The following is a 15,576-nucleotide window of genomic DNA, read 5'->3' as shown; positions in this document are numbered from 1 at the left end:
ACGCCGCCATGCCCGCCTTCCGTTACGAAGCCGCCGACGCCCTGGGCAAGACCGACCGCGGCGTCATCGAGGCCGACAGCCCGCGGCAGGCACGCACGCAACTGCGCGCACGCGGGCTGACACCGCTGACGGTCGACCCGCTCGCCGGAGCCGGGCAGGCGCCGCGCAGCGGCACGCAGCTGTTCACGCGCCGGCTGTCCACGCAGGAACAGGCGCTGTTCACACGCCAGCTCGCCAGCCTGATTGTGTCGGGTCTGCCACTGGACGAAGCGCTGGGCGCACTGGCCGACCAGGCCGAGCGCCCCTATGTGCACGAACTGCTGGCCGGCATCCGCGCCGAGGTGATGGGCGGCAGCGCGCTCTCGGTGGCACTGGCGCAGCATCCGCGCGATTTCCCCGATATCTACCGTGCGCTGGTTTCCGCCGGCGAGCATTCCGGCCACCTTGGGCTGGTGCTGGAACGGCTGGCCGGTTATATCGAGTCGCGCAACGCGCTCTCCTCGAAGATCCGCCTGGCCTTCACCTACCCGGCAATCGTCACGGTGGTGGCGTTCGCGATCGTCATCTTCCTGCTGTCGTACGTCGTGCCGCAGGTGGTCAGCGTATTCGCCAACACCAAGCAGAAGCTGCCGATGCTGACGATCATCATGCTGGCGCTGTCGGATTTCGTGCGGAACTGGTGGTGGGCGGCGCTTGCGGTGATCGCTGTGATCGCCATGATCGTGCGCAGCCTGCTGAAGCAGCCCGCTGTACGGCTGGAGTGGCACCGCTGGCTGCTGACGGCACCGCTGATCGGCAAGCTGACCCGTGGCTACAACACCGCGCGCTTTGCCGGCACACTGGCGATTCTTGTGTCGGCCGGCGTGCCGATCCTGCGCAGCCTGCAGGCGGCGGGTGAGACGCTGACCAATGAGGCGCTGCGGGCCAATGTGGAGGATGCGACCACGCGCGTGCGCGAGGGTGCCTCGCTGGCGCGGGCTCTGGCCGCGCAGAACCAGTTTCCGCCGGTGCTCGTGCATCTGATTCGCTCTGGCGAGGCGACCGGCAATCTTCCGGTGATGCTCGACCGCGCCGCACAGGGTGAAGCGCAGGAACTGGAACGGCGGACGCTGTTCCTCACCAGCCTGCTCGAGCCGTTGCTGATCCTGACGATGGGCGTCGTGGTGCTGCTGATCGTGCTGGCAGTGCTGATGCCGATCATCGAGATCAACCAGCTGGTGAGATAGGGTGAACCGGGCGCCTGCCAGGCACGGCAGCCGCCCGGTTCCCGAAGACCCTTAGCTCTTGGCCTTGCGCCGCGGCTTCCTGGCCGGCTTTTCCGCTTCCACGGCAGCATCCGGCACCGGCGCATCAGCAAACCCTTCAAACGCCTCCTGCACCTGCGCTGTCAGCACCGTATCGCCGGGCGCAGCGAACACAGATTGATCGATCGGCCAGGGCGTTTCGCTAAGCGCGACTTCAGGCCGACGCGGCGCGCGCTTGCGAGCCGGCTTCTTTGGCGCCGGAGCAGGCGCAGGCGGCTCTTCCGCGATGACATCGGCCGCCACCACTTCCGGGGCTTCAACTTCCGGTACAGGCGCAGGTTCAGGTACGGGTTCCGAAGCAACAGGAACCTCGACAGGCTCGCGGGTCGGCACCGGTTCCGGCGCGGGAACCGGCACGGCCACGACTTCAGGCGGCGCCACCGCTCGGCGGCTTTCCGGCTGCGGCACCGGTTGCGCTTGCGGTTTCTCAGGCTGACGCTGCCCGCCAGCATGGCGGCCATCCCCCTCCTGTCCACCCTTGCCCCGCTTCTTCAACCGCACCCAGATGGTCTTGTTGTTGCCGCCGTTGCGCGTCTCGACCTCGAACAGGCCCGTGGCAACCACCAGTTCCGAAAGCTTGCCATAGCCATAGTTGCGCGAATCGAACTCCGGCGCCTGCTTGGCGATGTGGTTGCCCATGCCGCCGAGCGTCGACCAGCCGTCTTCATCTGACACGGCCTGCGACGCGCTCTGCAGCAGCCGTACCAGGCGCGAATCCTGGCGCAGTTCGCCGCTGCTGCGGCGGCGCGGCGGTGTGGCGGCCTCGTCCACCTCGGCCTCGGCGCGCAGCACGTCGGAATAGATGAACTTGTCGCAGGCGGTGACGAAGGGCTTGGGCGTCTTGCGTTCGCCGAAGCCATAGACGATCAACCCCTGTTCGCGGATGCGGGACGCCAGTCGGGTGAAGTCGCTGTCGCTCGACACCAGGCAGAAGCCGTCGAAGCGCTCGGTGTACAGCAGGTCCATCGCGTCGATGATCATCGCGCTGTCGGTGGCGTTCTTGCCGACCGTGTAGCGGAACTGCTGGATCGGCTGGATCGAGTGCGACAGCAGGCACTCCTTCCAGCCCGACAGGTTGGGCTTGGTCCAGTCGCCGTAGATGCGCTTGACGGCGGCGACGCCATACTTGGCGACTTCGGCCAGCAGGCCTTCGATGATGGCGGGCGCCGCGTTGTCGGCGTCGATCAGCACGGCCAGGGTTGCGGTGCCCTGGCGGGGGGAATTGGTCATGTTCGGTCCTGCTCGGAGGAGAGATTCCCGGCCATGTTGCCGGGTGAAGGTTGCACCGGACCGGCGCGCGCCGGTCCGTGGCAGGGGCGCCTTGGGCCACATCGTAGTGCATGCGGGCGGCGCGTTGGATGCATCGCAGTGTACACGCGAAGCCCTGTCCATACGGGAAACTCCGGTCCGGCCGGGTGCGGATTTTGCTGCGCTGCAAGGTGCCGCGGCATTTTCAGCGGTGCTACCATGCCGCGCAGAGACACGACCGCCCAATGCCTTCACAAGAGGCTCAGGACGGTCGCCCCATGAAAGTAGGAGTCGGTGATCCCGACAACACACCCCAAAGAGGAGCACCTATGAATGCCCCCCTGACCACTCCGGTCAGCGACGCCATCCGCCGCGCGCTCGCTAACGTTTCCCTCGACGACAAGTACACGCTGGAGCGTGGGCGCATCTATATCAGCGGCACGCAGGCGCTGGTACGCCTGCCGATGCTGCAGCAGGAGCGTGACCGCGCCGCCGGCCTGAGCACGGCCGGGTTCATTTCCGGCTATCGCGGGTCGCCGCTGGGTGCGCTGGACCTGTCGCTGTGGAAAGCCAAGAAGCATCTCGCCGCGCACAACATCGTGTTCCAGGCCGGCCTGAACGAAGACCTTGCCGCTACGTCGGTATGGGGCTCGCAGCAGGTCAATATGTACCCGGATGCGAAGTTCGATGGCGTGTTCGGCATGTGGTACGGCAAGGGGCCGGGTGTGGACCGCACGGGCGACGTCTTCAAGCACGCCAACTCGGCCGGCTCGTCGCCCCACGGCGGCGTGCTGGTGCTGGCGGGTGACGACCACTCCGCCAAGTCGTCGACGCTTGCGCACCAGTCGGAGCACATCTTCAAGGCCTGCGGGCTGCCGGTGCTGTATCCGTCGAACGTTCAGGAATACCTGGACTACGGCCTGCACGGCTGGGCCATGAGCCGCTACTCCGGGCTATGGGTGGCAATGAAGTGCGTCACCGATGTGGTGGAGTCGTCCGCCTCGGTGGAACTCGATCCGCACCGCGTGCAGATCGTGATTCCCGACGACTTCGCGCTGCCGCCGGGCGGCCTCAATATCCGCTGGCCCGACCCGCCGCTGGAGCAGGAGGCACGGCTGCTGGACTACAAGTGGTACGCGGGCCTGGCCTATGTGCGCGCCAACAAGATCGACCGCATCGAGATTGATTCACCCCATGCGCGCTTCGGCATCATGACCGGCGGCAAGGCCTACCTCGATACGCGCCAGGCGCTGTCCGACCTCGGACTGGACAATGCTATGTGCGCGCAGATCGGCATCCGCCTGTACAAGGTGGGTTGCGTGTGGCCGCTCGAAGCGCATGGCGCGCGGGCATTCGCCGAAGGCCTGCAGGAAATCCTGGTGGTCGAAGAGAAGCGCCAGATCATGGAGTACGCGCTCAAGGAAGAGTTGTACAACTGGCGCGACGACGTGCGCCCCAAGGTCTACGGCAAGTTCGACGAGAAGGACAACGCCGGCGGCGAATGGTCGATCCCGCAGAACAACTGGCTGCTGCCGGCGCACTACGAGCTGTCGCCGGCGATCATCGCCAAGGCCATCGCCACGCGGCTCGATAAGTTCGACCTGCCCGTGGATGTGCGCGCACGCATCGCCGCGCGGCTGGCGATCATCGAGGCCAAGGAAAAGGCGCTGGCCACGCCGCGCGTGACGGCCGAGCGCAAGCCGTGGTTCTGCTCGGGCTGCCCGCACAATACCTCGACCAACGTGCCGGATGGCTCGCGCGCGCTGGCCGGCATCGGCTGCCACTACATGACGGTGTGGATGGACCGCAATACCAGCACCTTCAGCCAGATGGGCGGTGAAGGGGTGGCGTGGATCGGCCAGGCACCGTTCGCGGGCGACAAGCACGTGTTCGCCAACCTCGGTGACGGCACCTACTTCCACTCCGGGCTGCTGGCGATCCGCGCGTCGATCTCCGCGGGCGTCAACATCACCTACAAGATCCTCTACAACGACGCGGTGGCCATGACCGGCGGCCAGCCGGTGGACGGCCAGCTGTCGGTGCAGGACATCGCGTGGCAGGTCCATGCCGAAGGTGCGAAGAAGATCGTCATCGTCACGGATCAGCCGGAGAAGTACAACGCGGCGATCAAGCTGCCGGAAGGCATCACCGTCCACCATCGCGACCAGCTCGACACCATCCAGCGGGAGCTGCGCGAGGTGCCTGGCTGCACGATCCTGATCTATGACCAGACCTGCGCCACCGAGAAGCGCCGCCGCCGCAAGCGCGGCACGATGGAGGACCCGCAACGCCGCGCCTTTATCAACGACGCGGTGTGCGAAGGCTGCGGCGATTGCTCGGTCAAGTCCAACTGCCTGTCGGTGGAACCGCTGGAAACCGAGTTCGGCACCAAGCGCCAGATCAACCAGTCGTCGTGCAACAAGGACTTCTCGTGCGTGAACGGCTTCTGCCCGAGCTTTGTCACGGCTGAAGGCGCGCAGGTGCGCAAGCCCGAGCAGCATGGCGTGGCGATGGACAGCCTGCCCGCGCTGCCTGAGCCTGCGCTGCCCGAGATCCGCCGCGCCTACGGCATTCTGGTGACCGGCGTGGGCGGCACGGGCGTGGTGACCATCGGCGGCCTGCTCGGCATGGCCGCACACCTGGAGAACAAGGGCGTCACCGTGCTCGACATGGCGGGCCTGGCGCAGAAAGGCGGCGCGGTGCTGTCGCACGTGCAGCTCGCGACGCGGCCGGAGGACCTGCACGCGACGCGCATCGCCATGGGCGAGGCGGACCTGATCATCGGCTGCGATGCGATCGTATCGGCCAATGACGAAGTCATCTCGAAGACGCAGTCTGGCCGCACACGCGCGGTCGTCAACACGTCCCAGACGCCGACCGCCGAGTTCATCAAGAACCCGAAATGGCAGTTCCCGGGGCTGTCGGCAGAGCAGGACATCCGCAACGCCGTAGGCCAGCAGTGCGACTTCATCAACGCGAGCGGCCTGGCCGTGGCGCTGCTTGGCGATGCCATCTACACCAACCCGCTGGTGCTCGGCTACGCGTGGCAGAAGGGCTGGATTCCGCTGACGCTGCAGGCGCTGGAACGCGCGATCGAACTGAACGGCGTGGCGGTGGAAAAGAACAAGGCCGCGTTCGACTGGGGCCGCCACATGGCGCATGACCCGGAGCACGTGCTGTCGCTGACGGGCGGCAAGCTGAAGACATCGGCCGAAGGCGCGGAAGTGGTGAAGCTGCCGACGTCCTCGGGCGCGCTGCTGGAGAAGCTGATCGCCCGCCGCGTCGAGCACCTGACTGCCTACCAGGATGCGGCCTACGCGCGTACCTACCGCGAAGCCGTCGACCGCGTACGCGCGGTCGAAAGCGCGCTGGCCGGCAGCGGCAATCCGCTGCCGCTCACCGAAGCCGCCGCACGCAACCTGGCGAAGCTGATGGCGTACAAGGATGAGTACGAAGTGGCACGCCTGTACACCGACCCGGCGTTCCTCGACAAGCTGCGCGCGCAGTTCGAAGGCGAGCCCGGCAAGGACTACCAGCTCAACTTCTGGCTGGCGCCGCCGATGACCGCCAAGCGCGACGACAAGGGCCACCTCGTCAAGCGCAAGTTCGGCCCGTCGACGATGACGCTGTTCCGCGTGCTGGCGAAGATGAAGGGACTGCGTGGCGGCATGTTCGATGTTTTCGGCCGCACCGAGGAGCGCCGCACGGAACGCGCGCTGATCGGGGAATACCGCAAGCTGCTTGACGAACTGACAGCGGGGCTGAATGCGGCCAATCATGACACTGCCGTGGCGCTGGCCAACCTGCCGGATGACATCCGCGGTTTTGGCCACGTGAAGGAAAACAACCTGAAGGCAGTGCGTGCGCGCTGGGCGAAGCTGCTGGAGCAATTCCGCCATCCGGAGACAGCGCAGCGCGCAGCCTGACGCGCGTTGTTTCTCCCCTCTCCCGCGCGCGGGAGAGGGGCCCGGGGGAGAGGGCCAGCGTATCTTGATGCGTGGTGCCTTGCCAGACCACCCCTCTCCCTACCCTCTCCCGCTGAGGGGAGAGGGAACACAATCGGTCGTCTTGCGGCCTCGCCTTACGCCTTCGCCAGCTCTTTCTCGCCGGGCTTCACATACATCGAGTTGCGCGGCTGTGCCAGCACGCGCCGCACCATCGGCTCGAAGAACGACAGTGGCAACGTGTCGTAGTCCGTCATGAACGCGGCCGCATCATATTTCTGGCAAAACTCCGCGGTACGTTCGAACAGTTCCGGCTGGTCGCGGAATTGCTCGCGCAGGTTGCGGTCCAGCCCCAGGTGGTGGAAGAAGTAATAGCCCTGGAAGACACCGTGCTTCTCGACCATCCACAGGTTTTCCGCGCTGACGAACGGCTTGAGGATGGCGGCGGCGATATCGGGATGGTTGTAGCTGCCCAGCGTGTCGCCGATGTCATGTAGCAGCGCGCACACCACGTATTCCTCGTCGCGGCCATCGCGGTGCGCGAGCGTGGCGGTCTGCAGCGAGTGCACGAGGCGATCCACGGGAAAGCCGCCGCAATCGCCTTCGAGCAGGCGCAGGTGTGCGAGCACCCGGTCCGGCAAGGCCTTAGCGAACGGCATGAATTCTGCGGAGATGGCTGCCCAGTCTTCACGGGTGCCTTGCTCCATGTGGCTGAAGGTGGCGCGCACGTGCGCGTGGGTGTCACTCATGCTGGTCTCCTTGGCGGCGGGGTCGCCTGTCGTTGTGGATGATGTGCGGGCATTGTGGCACCGGCCGCGCGGCTACACTGTCAAAAACTGAACAATGCGCCGATTGATGCGGCGCACCATCGCTGCATGCGGAACCGACAACAAGGAGACGACATGTCATTTACCGGAAGCTGTCATTGCGGTGCCATCGCCTTCGAAGTAGAGGCCGACAACATTCCCAGCGTGATCCGCTGCAACTGCTCGATCTGCCGTCGGCGCGGGCACCTGCTGTGGTTCGTGCCGCGCGCGCAGTTCAAGCTGGCGACACCGGAAGAGAACGCGTCGACATACCGCTTCAACACCATGAAGATCGCGCACCGCTTCTGCCCGGTATGCGGTTGCGGGCCGTATGCGGATGGCCAGGACAAGGACGGACGGCCCATGGCGGCGGTCAATGTGCGCTGCCTCGACAACGTCGACCTGGACGCGCTGAAGATCATCGACTACGACGGCCTGCACCACTGAGCACCGGACCGGGAGCCTGACATGTTCCGCATCCTTGGCATTGACCACCTTGTGCTGCGCACCGCCGACGTGGACCGGCTGCGGCGCTTCTACGTGGATGTCCTCGGCTGCAGCGTGGAGCGCGAGCAGCCCGCGTTCGGCCTGACGCAACTGCGCGCGGGCAGCGGACTGATCGACCTGGTCTCGCTCGACGGGCCGCTTGGCCGCGCCGGCGGCGCGGGCCCTGGCGCGGAGGGCCGCAATCTCGACCACTTCTGCCTGCGCATCGATCCGTTCGATGCCGACGCCGTGCGTGCCGGCCTGGCGCGCCACGGTGTGGAGGCCAGCGTGGTCGAGCAACGCTTTGGCGCCGAAGGCAAGGGGCCGTCGCTGTACGTGAAGGATCCCGATGGCAACGTGGTCGAGCTCAAGGGACCGGCCGAAAGTGCCTGAACGTCACCACGACCACCTCATGCTCGCTACAATTTCCGCTTAGCCCGCTGCGCTGCCCCCTTGCGCCGGGCGCGCCATGACCCGAACCGACGCCACGCCCGACGCGGAATCCGCCACGCCCTCCGTTCCTGCAGACACCGGCAACCCGGCCCCGCCGCCACGCCGGCTGGTCTGGATCCTTGGCCTGACCGAGACCATCTCATGGGGGACGCTGTTCTTCGCCTTCACGGTCTTCATCGAGCCAATGAGCCGCGCGCTGGGCTATTCCAAGCCCTTCCTGGCCGGCGGCTATTCGCTCGGACTGCTGGTGTGGGCGCTGTGCTCGTTCGCCGTGGGCCGGTTGCTGGACCGCGTGCCGGCGCGCCGCGTGATGGGCGCCGGTTCGCTGCTGGGCGGAGCCGGGCTGTTGCTATGGGCGTGGTCGCCCTCCCCGGCCGTGTTCCTGCTGATGTGGGTGCCGCTGGGCCTGGCCATGGCCACCACGCTCTATGAACCCGCCTTCGTGGTGCTGCGCCAGGTCTATGGAGACGGCTACCAGAAGCCGATCGTCACGGTCACGCTGATGGCCGGCTTTGCGAGCACGATCTTCGTGCCGCTGGCGCAATGGCTGGTGCTGCATATCGGCTGGCAGCCGGCGCTGCTGTGCTTTGCCGCCCTGAACCTGCTGGTCTGCGCGCCGCTGCATGCACGCATGCGCTATACGCTGCACGCGAGCTACGCGGCCGTGCAGCCGGCCTCGCCGCTGCCTTCGGGCGATGCCGCCAACCAGGGCATCGCCCGCGCCACGCTGCGCCAGCCGGTGTTCTGGGCCGTCGTGCTGGCCTTCACCGCGACGGCCGTGGTTGCTTCGCTGCTCGGCGCGCACCTGATCCCGATGCTGACCGAAAAGGGCCTGCCGCTGGGCCAGCAACTCGTGGTCGCCGCGCTGATCGGCCCGGCGCAGGTGGCAGGCCGCATGCTGATGATGCGCGCCGCGGTACGGCACCCGGTGCGGCTGTCCGTGCCGGTCTACGCGCTGATGAGCACGGGCCTGCTGTGCATGGCGCTCGGGCACGGCGCGTGGCTGATGGTCGCGGCGCTGCTCTACGGCTGCGCCAATGGCGTCAATACCATGCTGCGCGCCATGGCGATGCCCGAACTGATCTCGCGCCACCACTACGCCACGCTCAACGGCCTGATGATGACGCCGGTGCTGCTCATGCAGGCCGCCGCGCCATGGCTGGGCGCCCTGCTGTGGCGTGCCGCCGGCGGCTACTGGCTGATGCTCTGGACCATGACCGCGCTCGCGCTGGCGGCCTTGCTGTCGTTCGCGTTCGCGCTGCACCAGCGCGGCCTGCTGCGCGCCACGGGCTGACGCCGGTCCCCGTCCCGCTTCATACGGCCATCACGGCAATGCGGGACAATGCCACCTTTGCCACAAGCCGCGCCTCCCCGCTCGCGGCATGCAGTTCCCATCATGTCCGAGTCGAGTCCCGGCGTATCGTCGCCGCCCACCGTTTCCAATGCATCTCCCGGCCGCGTGGCCCGAGCCACCCGGGGCACCATGGCGCTGTTCTTCGTCAATGGCGCCACGTTCGCGACGTGGGGCGTGCATATTCCGACCATCAAGGCGCGCTTCGGCCTGTCCGACGCGATGCTGTCCTTCGCCATGCTGGCCGTGGCCGGCGGCGCCATCGCCGCGATGGGTCCCGTCGGGCGCTGGGTCGCGCGCGTGGGCAGCGCGCGGGCGTCGATGGCCAGCGGCCTTGCCTACGCGCTGGCAACGGTGACGATCCTGGCCATGCCCGACTTCCGCCTGCTGCTGCCGGCCCTGCTGGCCTTCGGCATGGCCAACGCCGCGTTCGACGTAGGCATGAATGCACAGGCCGCAACCGTGGAAGCCAGCCGTACCCGGCCCGTGATGTCCGCACTGCATGGCATGTTCAGCCTCGGCGGCATGACCGGCGCGGCGTTCGGCGGGCTGATGCTGTCGCTGGGCGTGCCGCCGCTGGTCCATGCGGCGATGATGGCAGGCCTGACCGCGGCAGTTGCCCTGGGCACGGCCCCGGGGCTATTGGCCGACCACCCGGTGCTGCCTTCGGCCGGCCACCATCGCGACCATGCAGTGCGCGCGCTGTGGCTGCTCGGGCTGCTGGCATTCCTGGGACTCATCGGCGAGGGCGCGATGTACGACTGGTCCAGCGTCTATATGCGCGATGTCGCCGTGGCGCCGGCAGGCTGGATCAGCTTCGGCTACGCGGCATTCTCGGGCGGGATGGCCTGCGGGCGCTTCGGCGGCGACCGCCTGCGCGCGCGCTGGGGCGAGGCGGGCACACTGACCGCGAGCGCGTGGCTGGGCTTTGCCGGCATCGTGTTGGCGCTGGCCATGCCGGTGCCCGTGGCCGCGCTGGTCGGATTCAGCATGATGGGGCTCGGCGCCGCCAACATGGTGCCGATCTTCTTCGTGGTGGCCTCCCGCCTGCCAGGCGTGGCCCCGGCCGAAGCCATTGCGCGCGTGGCGCGCTTTGCGTACTTGGGGCTGCTATTGGGACCGGTGCTGATCGGCGGCGTGGCGCACCTGGCCAGCCTGCGTGCAGGGCTGGCCGTGGTGGCGCTGACCATGGGCTGGATCGCGCTGGCAGGTGCCCGCTCGGCGCGGCGCTATCTGCCCGCGCGCAAGGGATAGACGTCAGGCCGCGGCGCGCACGGGCGGCCGCGCGCCGGCACCGAGGCCGTTGAACACGAAGGTGTCCATGGCCAGCACGCCGTAGGTGACTTCGTCGGCAATGCGCGCCACATCGGCCGGTACCTGCCCGCCCTCGGCCTCGCGCGGACCAAGCGCCGCACCCAGCGCCACATAGAACGGCAGCAGGTGCTCGTCGGTCGGATGCGCGCGGCGCGCGTGCGGCGCCTGGGCACGGTAGTCGGCGATGCGGCTGGTATCGCCCGTCGCCAGCGCCTCGTCGAGCGCGTCGAGCATCCAGTTGCGGAAGGCATCGACATACGGCTCGGTGGCCGCGCCGTGCTGTGCGCGCCGGCCTCCGCCGAATACTTCCTGCAAGTTGTGCGTGAAGCTGCCCGATGCGAGCACCAGCACGCCTTCCGCGCGCAGCGGCGCCAGCGCGCGGCCGATGTCGATCTGCGTGGCGGGCGACAGGTAGGGATTCAGCGCGAGCTGCACCACGGGGATATCAGCGTCCGGGAAGAAGTGCCGCATCGGCATCCAGGCACCGTGGTCCAGCGGGCGCTCTTCGTCGAGCCCGACAAATCCCGCGCCCGGAATGTGCACGGCCTCGACCAGCGTCTTGACGCGCGCGGCCAGCTCGGGCGAGCCCGGCGCATCGTAGCGCAGCGCGTAGAGTTCACGCGGAAAGCCGCCGAAGTCGTGCCAGGCTTCCTGCCGTTCGCGCGTGCCGACCGCCAGCGTGCTGTAGATCCAGTGCGCCGACACCACCAGCACCGCACGCGGCCGCTGCGCGCGCAGGCTGGCGCCGAGCGCGTCAAAAATGGCCCCGGTCGGGCCCGGGTCGATGGCCAGCATCGGCGAACCGTGCGAGATGTAGATCGAGGGAAGCATGGCAACTCACCTTCAAAGCTTTTCGTGTCCTGAAGGAAGTTTGGCAAAGAAGCGGCTCCGTTGCCGACCGGTTTTACGGACAGTTCGTGCAAAAAACTTGAACGGCCGGTCGGCGGCCATCGTGGGGTGGCCCACACAGCGCCTGGGCCGCCTGCGTACGCGCACCACAGGAATGGCATACGATGCCTACGGGGAGCCTGTTCCGGCTCGCCGCGGTGCCGCGACGAGCACCACGCGCCACCCAAAAAGCATGCCTCGCCAGCAAGCGCACGGCGGGAGGGAGAGTTTCGTGGTACAGCGCATCCCGCGCCGCCACAGGCGGCCAACACCGATCCCCGGACACTGGTGGCAACCCGGCGCGTACGCCAGCGCGCCGGCCGTCGCGCTGTGGATCATCGCGCGGTTGCCGGCCGCTGTGCTGGCCGGCATCTTCGGTACGCCGGGCGCCTCTTACTGGCTCAACCATGCCGGGGATACGGTCTTCGTGGCCGGCTGGCTGGCCAGCGCCGCGCTGTTGTGGCTCTCGCGCAGGCGCGCCGCACGGCCACCGCAGGCCGAGCCGGACACGGCACCGAACCCGCCTCGCCACCATCACGCGGGATAGCTGCGCCATCCTCGTGTGCAAGTCTTGCGACGGGTGATCTGAAAAGATTCGTGCGTGCGCCCGAAGCCCCTCCGGGCTGCGGCATCCGTCGCTAGAATGCTCCTCGGGTGCGGCGCGCGCAGCATGGCGCCGGCTTCGGAACCCTACCCGGCAACTCGAATGTCCGCATTCCAGCTACTTCGCAGGGCAGCGGCTGCCCTGCCGGCCTGCCTGGCCATCTCGGGTCCGCTCTGGCTGCTGCCGGGGCAGGCACGGGCACAGGCACAAGGCTCGCCGGGGTTCCAGGTCATCGGCACCAATGTGCAGAAGCACGCCAACGGCGTACTCACACTGATGTCGTACTCGGTCGTGCCGGACCTCGCTTCCAGTTCGTTGTCCATCAACAATGCCGCCACCGACAACCCCGGCGTCTTCATGTGGCAATTGGGTGGCGGTTTCACCTGGAGCAAGTCGTTCCCGCTCTACCTGGAAGGGGCGATCGCCTACAGCCGCTACGACCCGACCTTCGTTGCCACCAATGGCGCCGAGTCCCGCAGCCTGCCCGTCAGGTGGAACACGTTTTCCGGCACCATCGGCGTCGGCTGGGACTTCCCGCTGACCGAGAACAAGGAACTCGTGTTCCGGCCCATCTTCAACGCCTCGCTCGGCAATGTCTCCAGCGACCTGAGGGTAGGCGAACTCGTGATCGAGCAGAGGACTGACCGCAGCATCGACTTCCTTGAGCACGGATCGCTGAATGCCTACGGCCTGGGCGGCTCGGTCATGCTCGACTGGGAGCACTATCGCGACAAGTACGAGATCGACCTGGAACTGCGCTACACCAATATCCACTTGCAGAGCTTTGGCGGCTCGTCCGACGGGGTCACGGGCACGGCTACCGCGCAGACCGCCAACCTGTATGCCCGCTGGCGCGCGCCAACGGGCATGCACGCGCTGGACCGTCCCGTGCGCTATGTGCTGGAACTGTCCCATTCGCACTACCTGGGCAGCCAGGCCGGCGTGCTCGGCTTCAACTACCTGACCACACTCGGCACCGGGCTGGAGCTGGACACAAGTGCCCATGAGGTCTTCGTCACGCGGATCCGCGCGGTGGTGCGGTACGTGTTCGGCAATAACGTGTCCGGGGTTTCGCTGGGACTCGCGGCAAGTTTCTGAACCATGCCCGCAAGCCAGTGGGGCATCCGCATGTCCGATTCCGGCCTTCCCCAACAGGCTTGTCCGGTGCATGATCACCGGCGGGCGCCGGTGCCGCGCAAGCGCGCCGCCGGCCATGACAAACTCCGGGCCATGGAAAGGCACGCATGACAAGCAAACAGGAAGCCGCCGCGGAACGCGTGCGCTGCGGCTGGTGCGGCACGCTGGAAGACTATTGCCATTACCACGACAACGAATGGGGCTATCCCGTCGGCGACGACCGGCGACTGTTTGAAAAGCTCTGCCTTGAAGGCTTCCAGGCCGGCCTGAGCTGGCTGACCATCCTGCGCAAGCGCGAGGCCTTCCGCAAGGCGTTTGCCAATTTCAATATCGAGAAGGTGGCCCGCTTCGGCGAGCGCGACATCCAGCGCCTGCTGGGCGATGCCGGCATCGTGCGCCACCGGGGCAAGATTGAAGCCGCCATCAACAATGCGCAGCGTGCAGCGGAGCTGCTGGAAACGGAATCGTCGCTGGCGGCCTACTTCTGGCGCTACGAGCCCGACCCGGCCAGCCGGCCCAAGGTTCTGACACCCGAAGTGCTGCGCACCATGGCGACTTCGCCGGAATCGGCAGCGCTGTCGAAGGACCTGAAGCGGCGCGGCTGGCGCTTCGTCGGGCCGACCACGATGTACGCGCTGATGCAGGCGATGGGGCTGGTCAACGACCATCAGGACGGGTGCTGGGCCAGGGCCGAAGCGCTGCGCGCGCGCAAGGCGTTCAAGGTGCCGCGTTAAGGCAGGTTAAGGCAGCGAGCCGGAGGTATACGGGCACGGAGGTGCAGGCTCGCGCCGGTATACGTTCCCGAGAAATGATCCAACCACTTTCTTTAATACTGTTTACGTATACATAAATAGTAGTAGTAGGTAAACGGCCTTGGCAGCCGTGGATAACCGGCTTTTTCCCTTTGTGATCAGCGGGTTGCAGGAAAGACAACCCTATGGGCTGGTGTCGGTTGTACCCGGATATCCCGGCGCGACGGTATACGTGCCCGGCCGACGCCGAAAAGTTGTGCGTATACGGCCCACAGCACGCCCCCAGACCAACCACAGCTTTCCCCTCCGGTTATCCCCAGAAGGGGTTGCGGATATCCACAGGCGGCTCAACGACTGGCTGCCGCTGCAGAGACTTCCTTGGAGACGTATACGGGGTCGACGTGCGTCATCACGCTCAGCACGTTGTGGCTGGCCATGGTGCGGCGGTGCGCTTCGGCAGCGATGGCGTGGCCCTCGGCCACGGTCAGGTTCGCATCGATTTCGAGATGCACGTCTACCAGCACCTGGTCGCCCATCTTGCGTGTGCGCAGGTCATGCACGCCCTGCACGCCGGGCGTGTCGAGCATCGTATGCCGGATGGCCTCAACGGTTTCGGCATCGGCGGCACGGTCCATCAGGTCGTGGAGCGCATCCCACCCGAACTTCCAGCCCATGCGCGCCACCATCAAGCCCACCACGAGCGCCGCCACCGGGTCCAGCACGTGGTAGCCAAGCAGGTTGCCGCCGATGCCCAGCGCCACCACCAGCGACGACGCGGCGTCCGAGCGCGCGTGCCAGGCATTGGCCACCAGCATGCCCGATCGCACCCGCTTGGCCACGGCCAGCATGTAGCGGAACAGCAGTTCCTTGGACAGCAGCGCCACCACGGCCACCCATAGTGCGATCGGCTTGACCGCCTGGGCACCCTGTGGATGCTGTATCTTGCCGACCGCCGACCACAGCATGCCCAGCCCGACCGCAAGCAGCAGGCAGCCCAGCACCAGCGAGGCGGCGGTTTCGTAGCGGTAGTGGCCGTACGGGTGGTCGGTGTCCGGGTCCTTGCGGCCATGGTGTCCGGCCAGCAGGACGACGAAGTCGGACACCAGGTCGGACAGCGAGTGCAGCGCGTCGGCGAGCAGCGCCTGCGAGCCCGCCCACAGGCCGGCCGCTGCCTGGGCCAGGCTCAGGCCGATATTGACGGCAACGCTGACCAGCGTGCTGCGCCGGCCGGCGAGGTAGTCAGCGTGTGCGTCCGCGGACGGGCCGGCGGGAGGATTCTGGATGGGCAT

Annotated in this window: 13 protein-coding genes; 9 read left to right on the top strand and 4 right to left on the bottom strand. The window is 67.1% G+C overall.

The genetic code is table 11. The features are described from left to right. The first annotated feature begins 8 nt into the window (after positions 1-8). Complete coding sequence (gene gspF, locus LDO29_RS13575; RefSeq protein ID WP_224080302.1) at positions 9-1,226, top strand: type II secretion system inner membrane protein GspF; 1,218 nt, start codon at positions 9-11, stop codon at positions 1,224-1,226. A 51-nt stretch (positions 1,227-1,277) separates the two neighbouring features. Here gspF and LDO29_RS13570 read toward each other — a convergent pair whose 3' ends face one another. Continuing rightward, positions 1,278-2,534 carry an NYN domain-containing protein gene (locus tag LDO29_RS13570; RefSeq protein ID WP_224080301.1) on the bottom strand — a complete coding sequence of 419 codons (1,257 nt, stop codon included), beginning with the start codon at positions 2,532-2,534 and terminating at the stop codon, positions 1,278-1,280. Between the two features lie 347 nt (positions 2,535-2,881). On the opposite strand from LDO29_RS13570, the gene LDO29_RS13565 reads away from it, so the two are divergent. Further along, positions 2,882-6,478, top strand: a complete 3,597-nt coding sequence (locus tag LDO29_RS13565) for an indolepyruvate ferredoxin oxidoreductase family protein (protein WP_224080300.1) — start codon at positions 2,882-2,884, stop codon at positions 6,476-6,478. 155 nt (positions 6,479-6,633) lie between these two features. On the opposite strand, the gene LDO29_RS13560 is transcribed toward LDO29_RS13565, so the two are convergent. Further along, the gene (locus LDO29_RS13560) at positions 6,634-7,245 is read right to left on the bottom strand and encodes an HD domain-containing protein (protein ID WP_224080299.1); all 612 of its coding nucleotides are present in this window, start codon (positions 7,243-7,245) and stop codon (positions 6,634-6,636) included. Positions 7,246-7,398: 153 nt separating this feature from the next. Here LDO29_RS13560 and LDO29_RS13555 point away from each other — a divergent pair, with 153 nt between their 5' ends. The 4 genes from LDO29_RS13555 to LDO29_RS13540 all read left to right on the top strand — a co-directional run bounded on the left by LDO29_RS13555 (position 7,399) and on the right by LDO29_RS13540 (position 10,846). Then, complete coding sequence (locus LDO29_RS13555) at positions 7,399-7,749, top strand: GFA family protein (protein WP_224080298.1); 351 nt, start codon at positions 7,399-7,401, stop codon at positions 7,747-7,749. 21 nt (positions 7,750-7,770) lie between these two features. Further along, the gene (locus LDO29_RS13550; RefSeq protein ID WP_224080297.1) at positions 7,771-8,181 is read left to right on the top strand and encodes a VOC family protein; all 411 of its coding nucleotides are present in this window, start codon (positions 7,771-7,773) and stop codon (positions 8,179-8,181) included. Between the two features lie 76 nt (positions 8,182-8,257). Continuing rightward, positions 8,258-9,535, top strand: coding sequence for an MFS transporter (locus LDO29_RS13545; RefSeq protein WP_224080296.1), 1,278 nt, complete (start codon positions 8,258-8,260; stop codon positions 9,533-9,535). A gap of 102 nt (positions 9,536-9,637) precedes the next feature. Continuing rightward, a complete protein-coding gene (locus LDO29_RS13540; RefSeq protein ID WP_396022662.1) occupies positions 9,638-10,846 on the top strand; it encodes an MFS transporter in 1,209 nt (402 codons plus the stop codon). Between the two features lie 3 nt (positions 10,847-10,849). Here LDO29_RS13540 and LDO29_RS13535 read toward each other — a convergent pair whose 3' ends face one another. Continuing rightward, complete coding sequence (locus LDO29_RS13535) at positions 10,850-11,737, bottom strand: DODA-type extradiol aromatic ring-opening family dioxygenase (protein ID WP_224080295.1); 888 nt, start codon at positions 11,735-11,737, stop codon at positions 10,850-10,852. 289 nt (positions 11,738-12,026) lie between these two features. On the opposite strand from LDO29_RS13535, the gene LDO29_RS13530 reads away from it, so the two are divergent. From LDO29_RS13530 to LDO29_RS13520, 3 genes are all read left to right on the top strand, one after another. Further along, complete coding sequence (locus tag LDO29_RS13530) at positions 12,027-12,341, top strand: hypothetical protein (RefSeq protein ID WP_224080294.1); 315 nt, start codon at positions 12,027-12,029, stop codon at positions 12,339-12,341. 159 nt (positions 12,342-12,500) lie between these two features. Then, on the top strand, positions 12,501-13,496 hold the full coding sequence (locus LDO29_RS13525; RefSeq protein ID WP_224080293.1) for a hypothetical protein: 996 nt from the start codon (positions 12,501-12,503) through the stop codon (positions 13,494-13,496). Positions 13,497-13,642: 146 nt separating this feature from the next. Next, positions 13,643-14,269: a DNA-3-methyladenine glycosylase I gene (locus tag LDO29_RS13520; RefSeq protein ID WP_224080292.1), complete on the top strand. Its 627-nt coding sequence runs from the start codon at positions 13,643-13,645 to the stop codon at positions 14,267-14,269. 365 nt (positions 14,270-14,634) lie between these two features. On the opposite strand, the gene LDO29_RS13515 is transcribed toward LDO29_RS13520, so the two are convergent. Then, positions 14,635-15,576 carry a cation diffusion facilitator family transporter gene (locus tag LDO29_RS13515; protein WP_224080291.1) on the bottom strand — a complete coding sequence of 314 codons (942 nt, stop codon included), beginning with the start codon at positions 15,574-15,576 and terminating at the stop codon, positions 14,635-14,637.

The sequence above is a fragment of the Cupriavidus laharis genome, assembly GCF_914271435.1.
Lineage (GTDB): Bacteria > Pseudomonadota > Gammaproteobacteria > Burkholderiales > Burkholderiaceae > Cupriavidus > Cupriavidus laharis.
Note: the sequence above shows the minus strand (reverse complement) of the source record. Positions and strands in the feature narration are given on the sequence as shown.

Excerpts from the sequence above, each read along its gene's own strand:
- gspF (WP_224080302.1), top strand. The coding sequence starts at position 9 with ATGCCCGCCTTCCGTTACGAAGCCGCCGACGCCCTGGGCAAGACCGAC.
- LDO29_RS13570 (WP_224080301.1), bottom strand. The coding sequence starts at position 2,534 with ATGACCAATTCCCCCCGCCAGGGCACCGCAACCCTGGCCGTGCTGATC.
- LDO29_RS13565 (WP_224080300.1), top strand. The coding sequence starts at position 2,882 with ATGAATGCCCCCCTGACCACTCCGGTCAGCGACGCCATCCGCCGCGCG.
- LDO29_RS13560 (WP_224080299.1), bottom strand. The coding sequence starts at position 7,245 with ATGAGTGACACCCACGCGCACGTGCGCGCCACCTTCAGCCACATGGAG.
- LDO29_RS13555 (WP_224080298.1), top strand. The coding sequence starts at position 7,399 with ATGTCATTTACCGGAAGCTGTCATTGCGGTGCCATCGCCTTCGAAGTA.
- LDO29_RS13550 (WP_224080297.1), top strand. The coding sequence starts at position 7,771 with ATGTTCCGCATCCTTGGCATTGACCACCTTGTGCTGCGCACCGCCGAC.
- LDO29_RS13545 (WP_224080296.1), top strand. The coding sequence starts at position 8,258 with ATGACCCGAACCGACGCCACGCCCGACGCGGAATCCGCCACGCCCTCC.
- LDO29_RS13540 (WP_396022662.1), top strand. The coding sequence starts at position 9,638 with ATGTCCGAGTCGAGTCCCGGCGTATCGTCGCCGCCCACCGTTTCCAAT.
- LDO29_RS13535 (WP_224080295.1), bottom strand. The coding sequence starts at position 11,737 with ATGCTTCCCTCGATCTACATCTCGCACGGTTCGCCGATGCTGGCCATC.
- LDO29_RS13525 (WP_224080293.1), top strand. The coding sequence starts at position 12,501 with ATGTCCGCATTCCAGCTACTTCGCAGGGCAGCGGCTGCCCTGCCGGCC.
- LDO29_RS13520 (WP_224080292.1), top strand. The coding sequence starts at position 13,643 with ATGACAAGCAAACAGGAAGCCGCCGCGGAACGCGTGCGCTGCGGCTGG.
- LDO29_RS13515 (WP_224080291.1), bottom strand. The coding sequence starts at position 15,576 with ATGCCCATCCAGAATCCTCCCGCCGGCCCGTCCGCGGACGCACACGCT.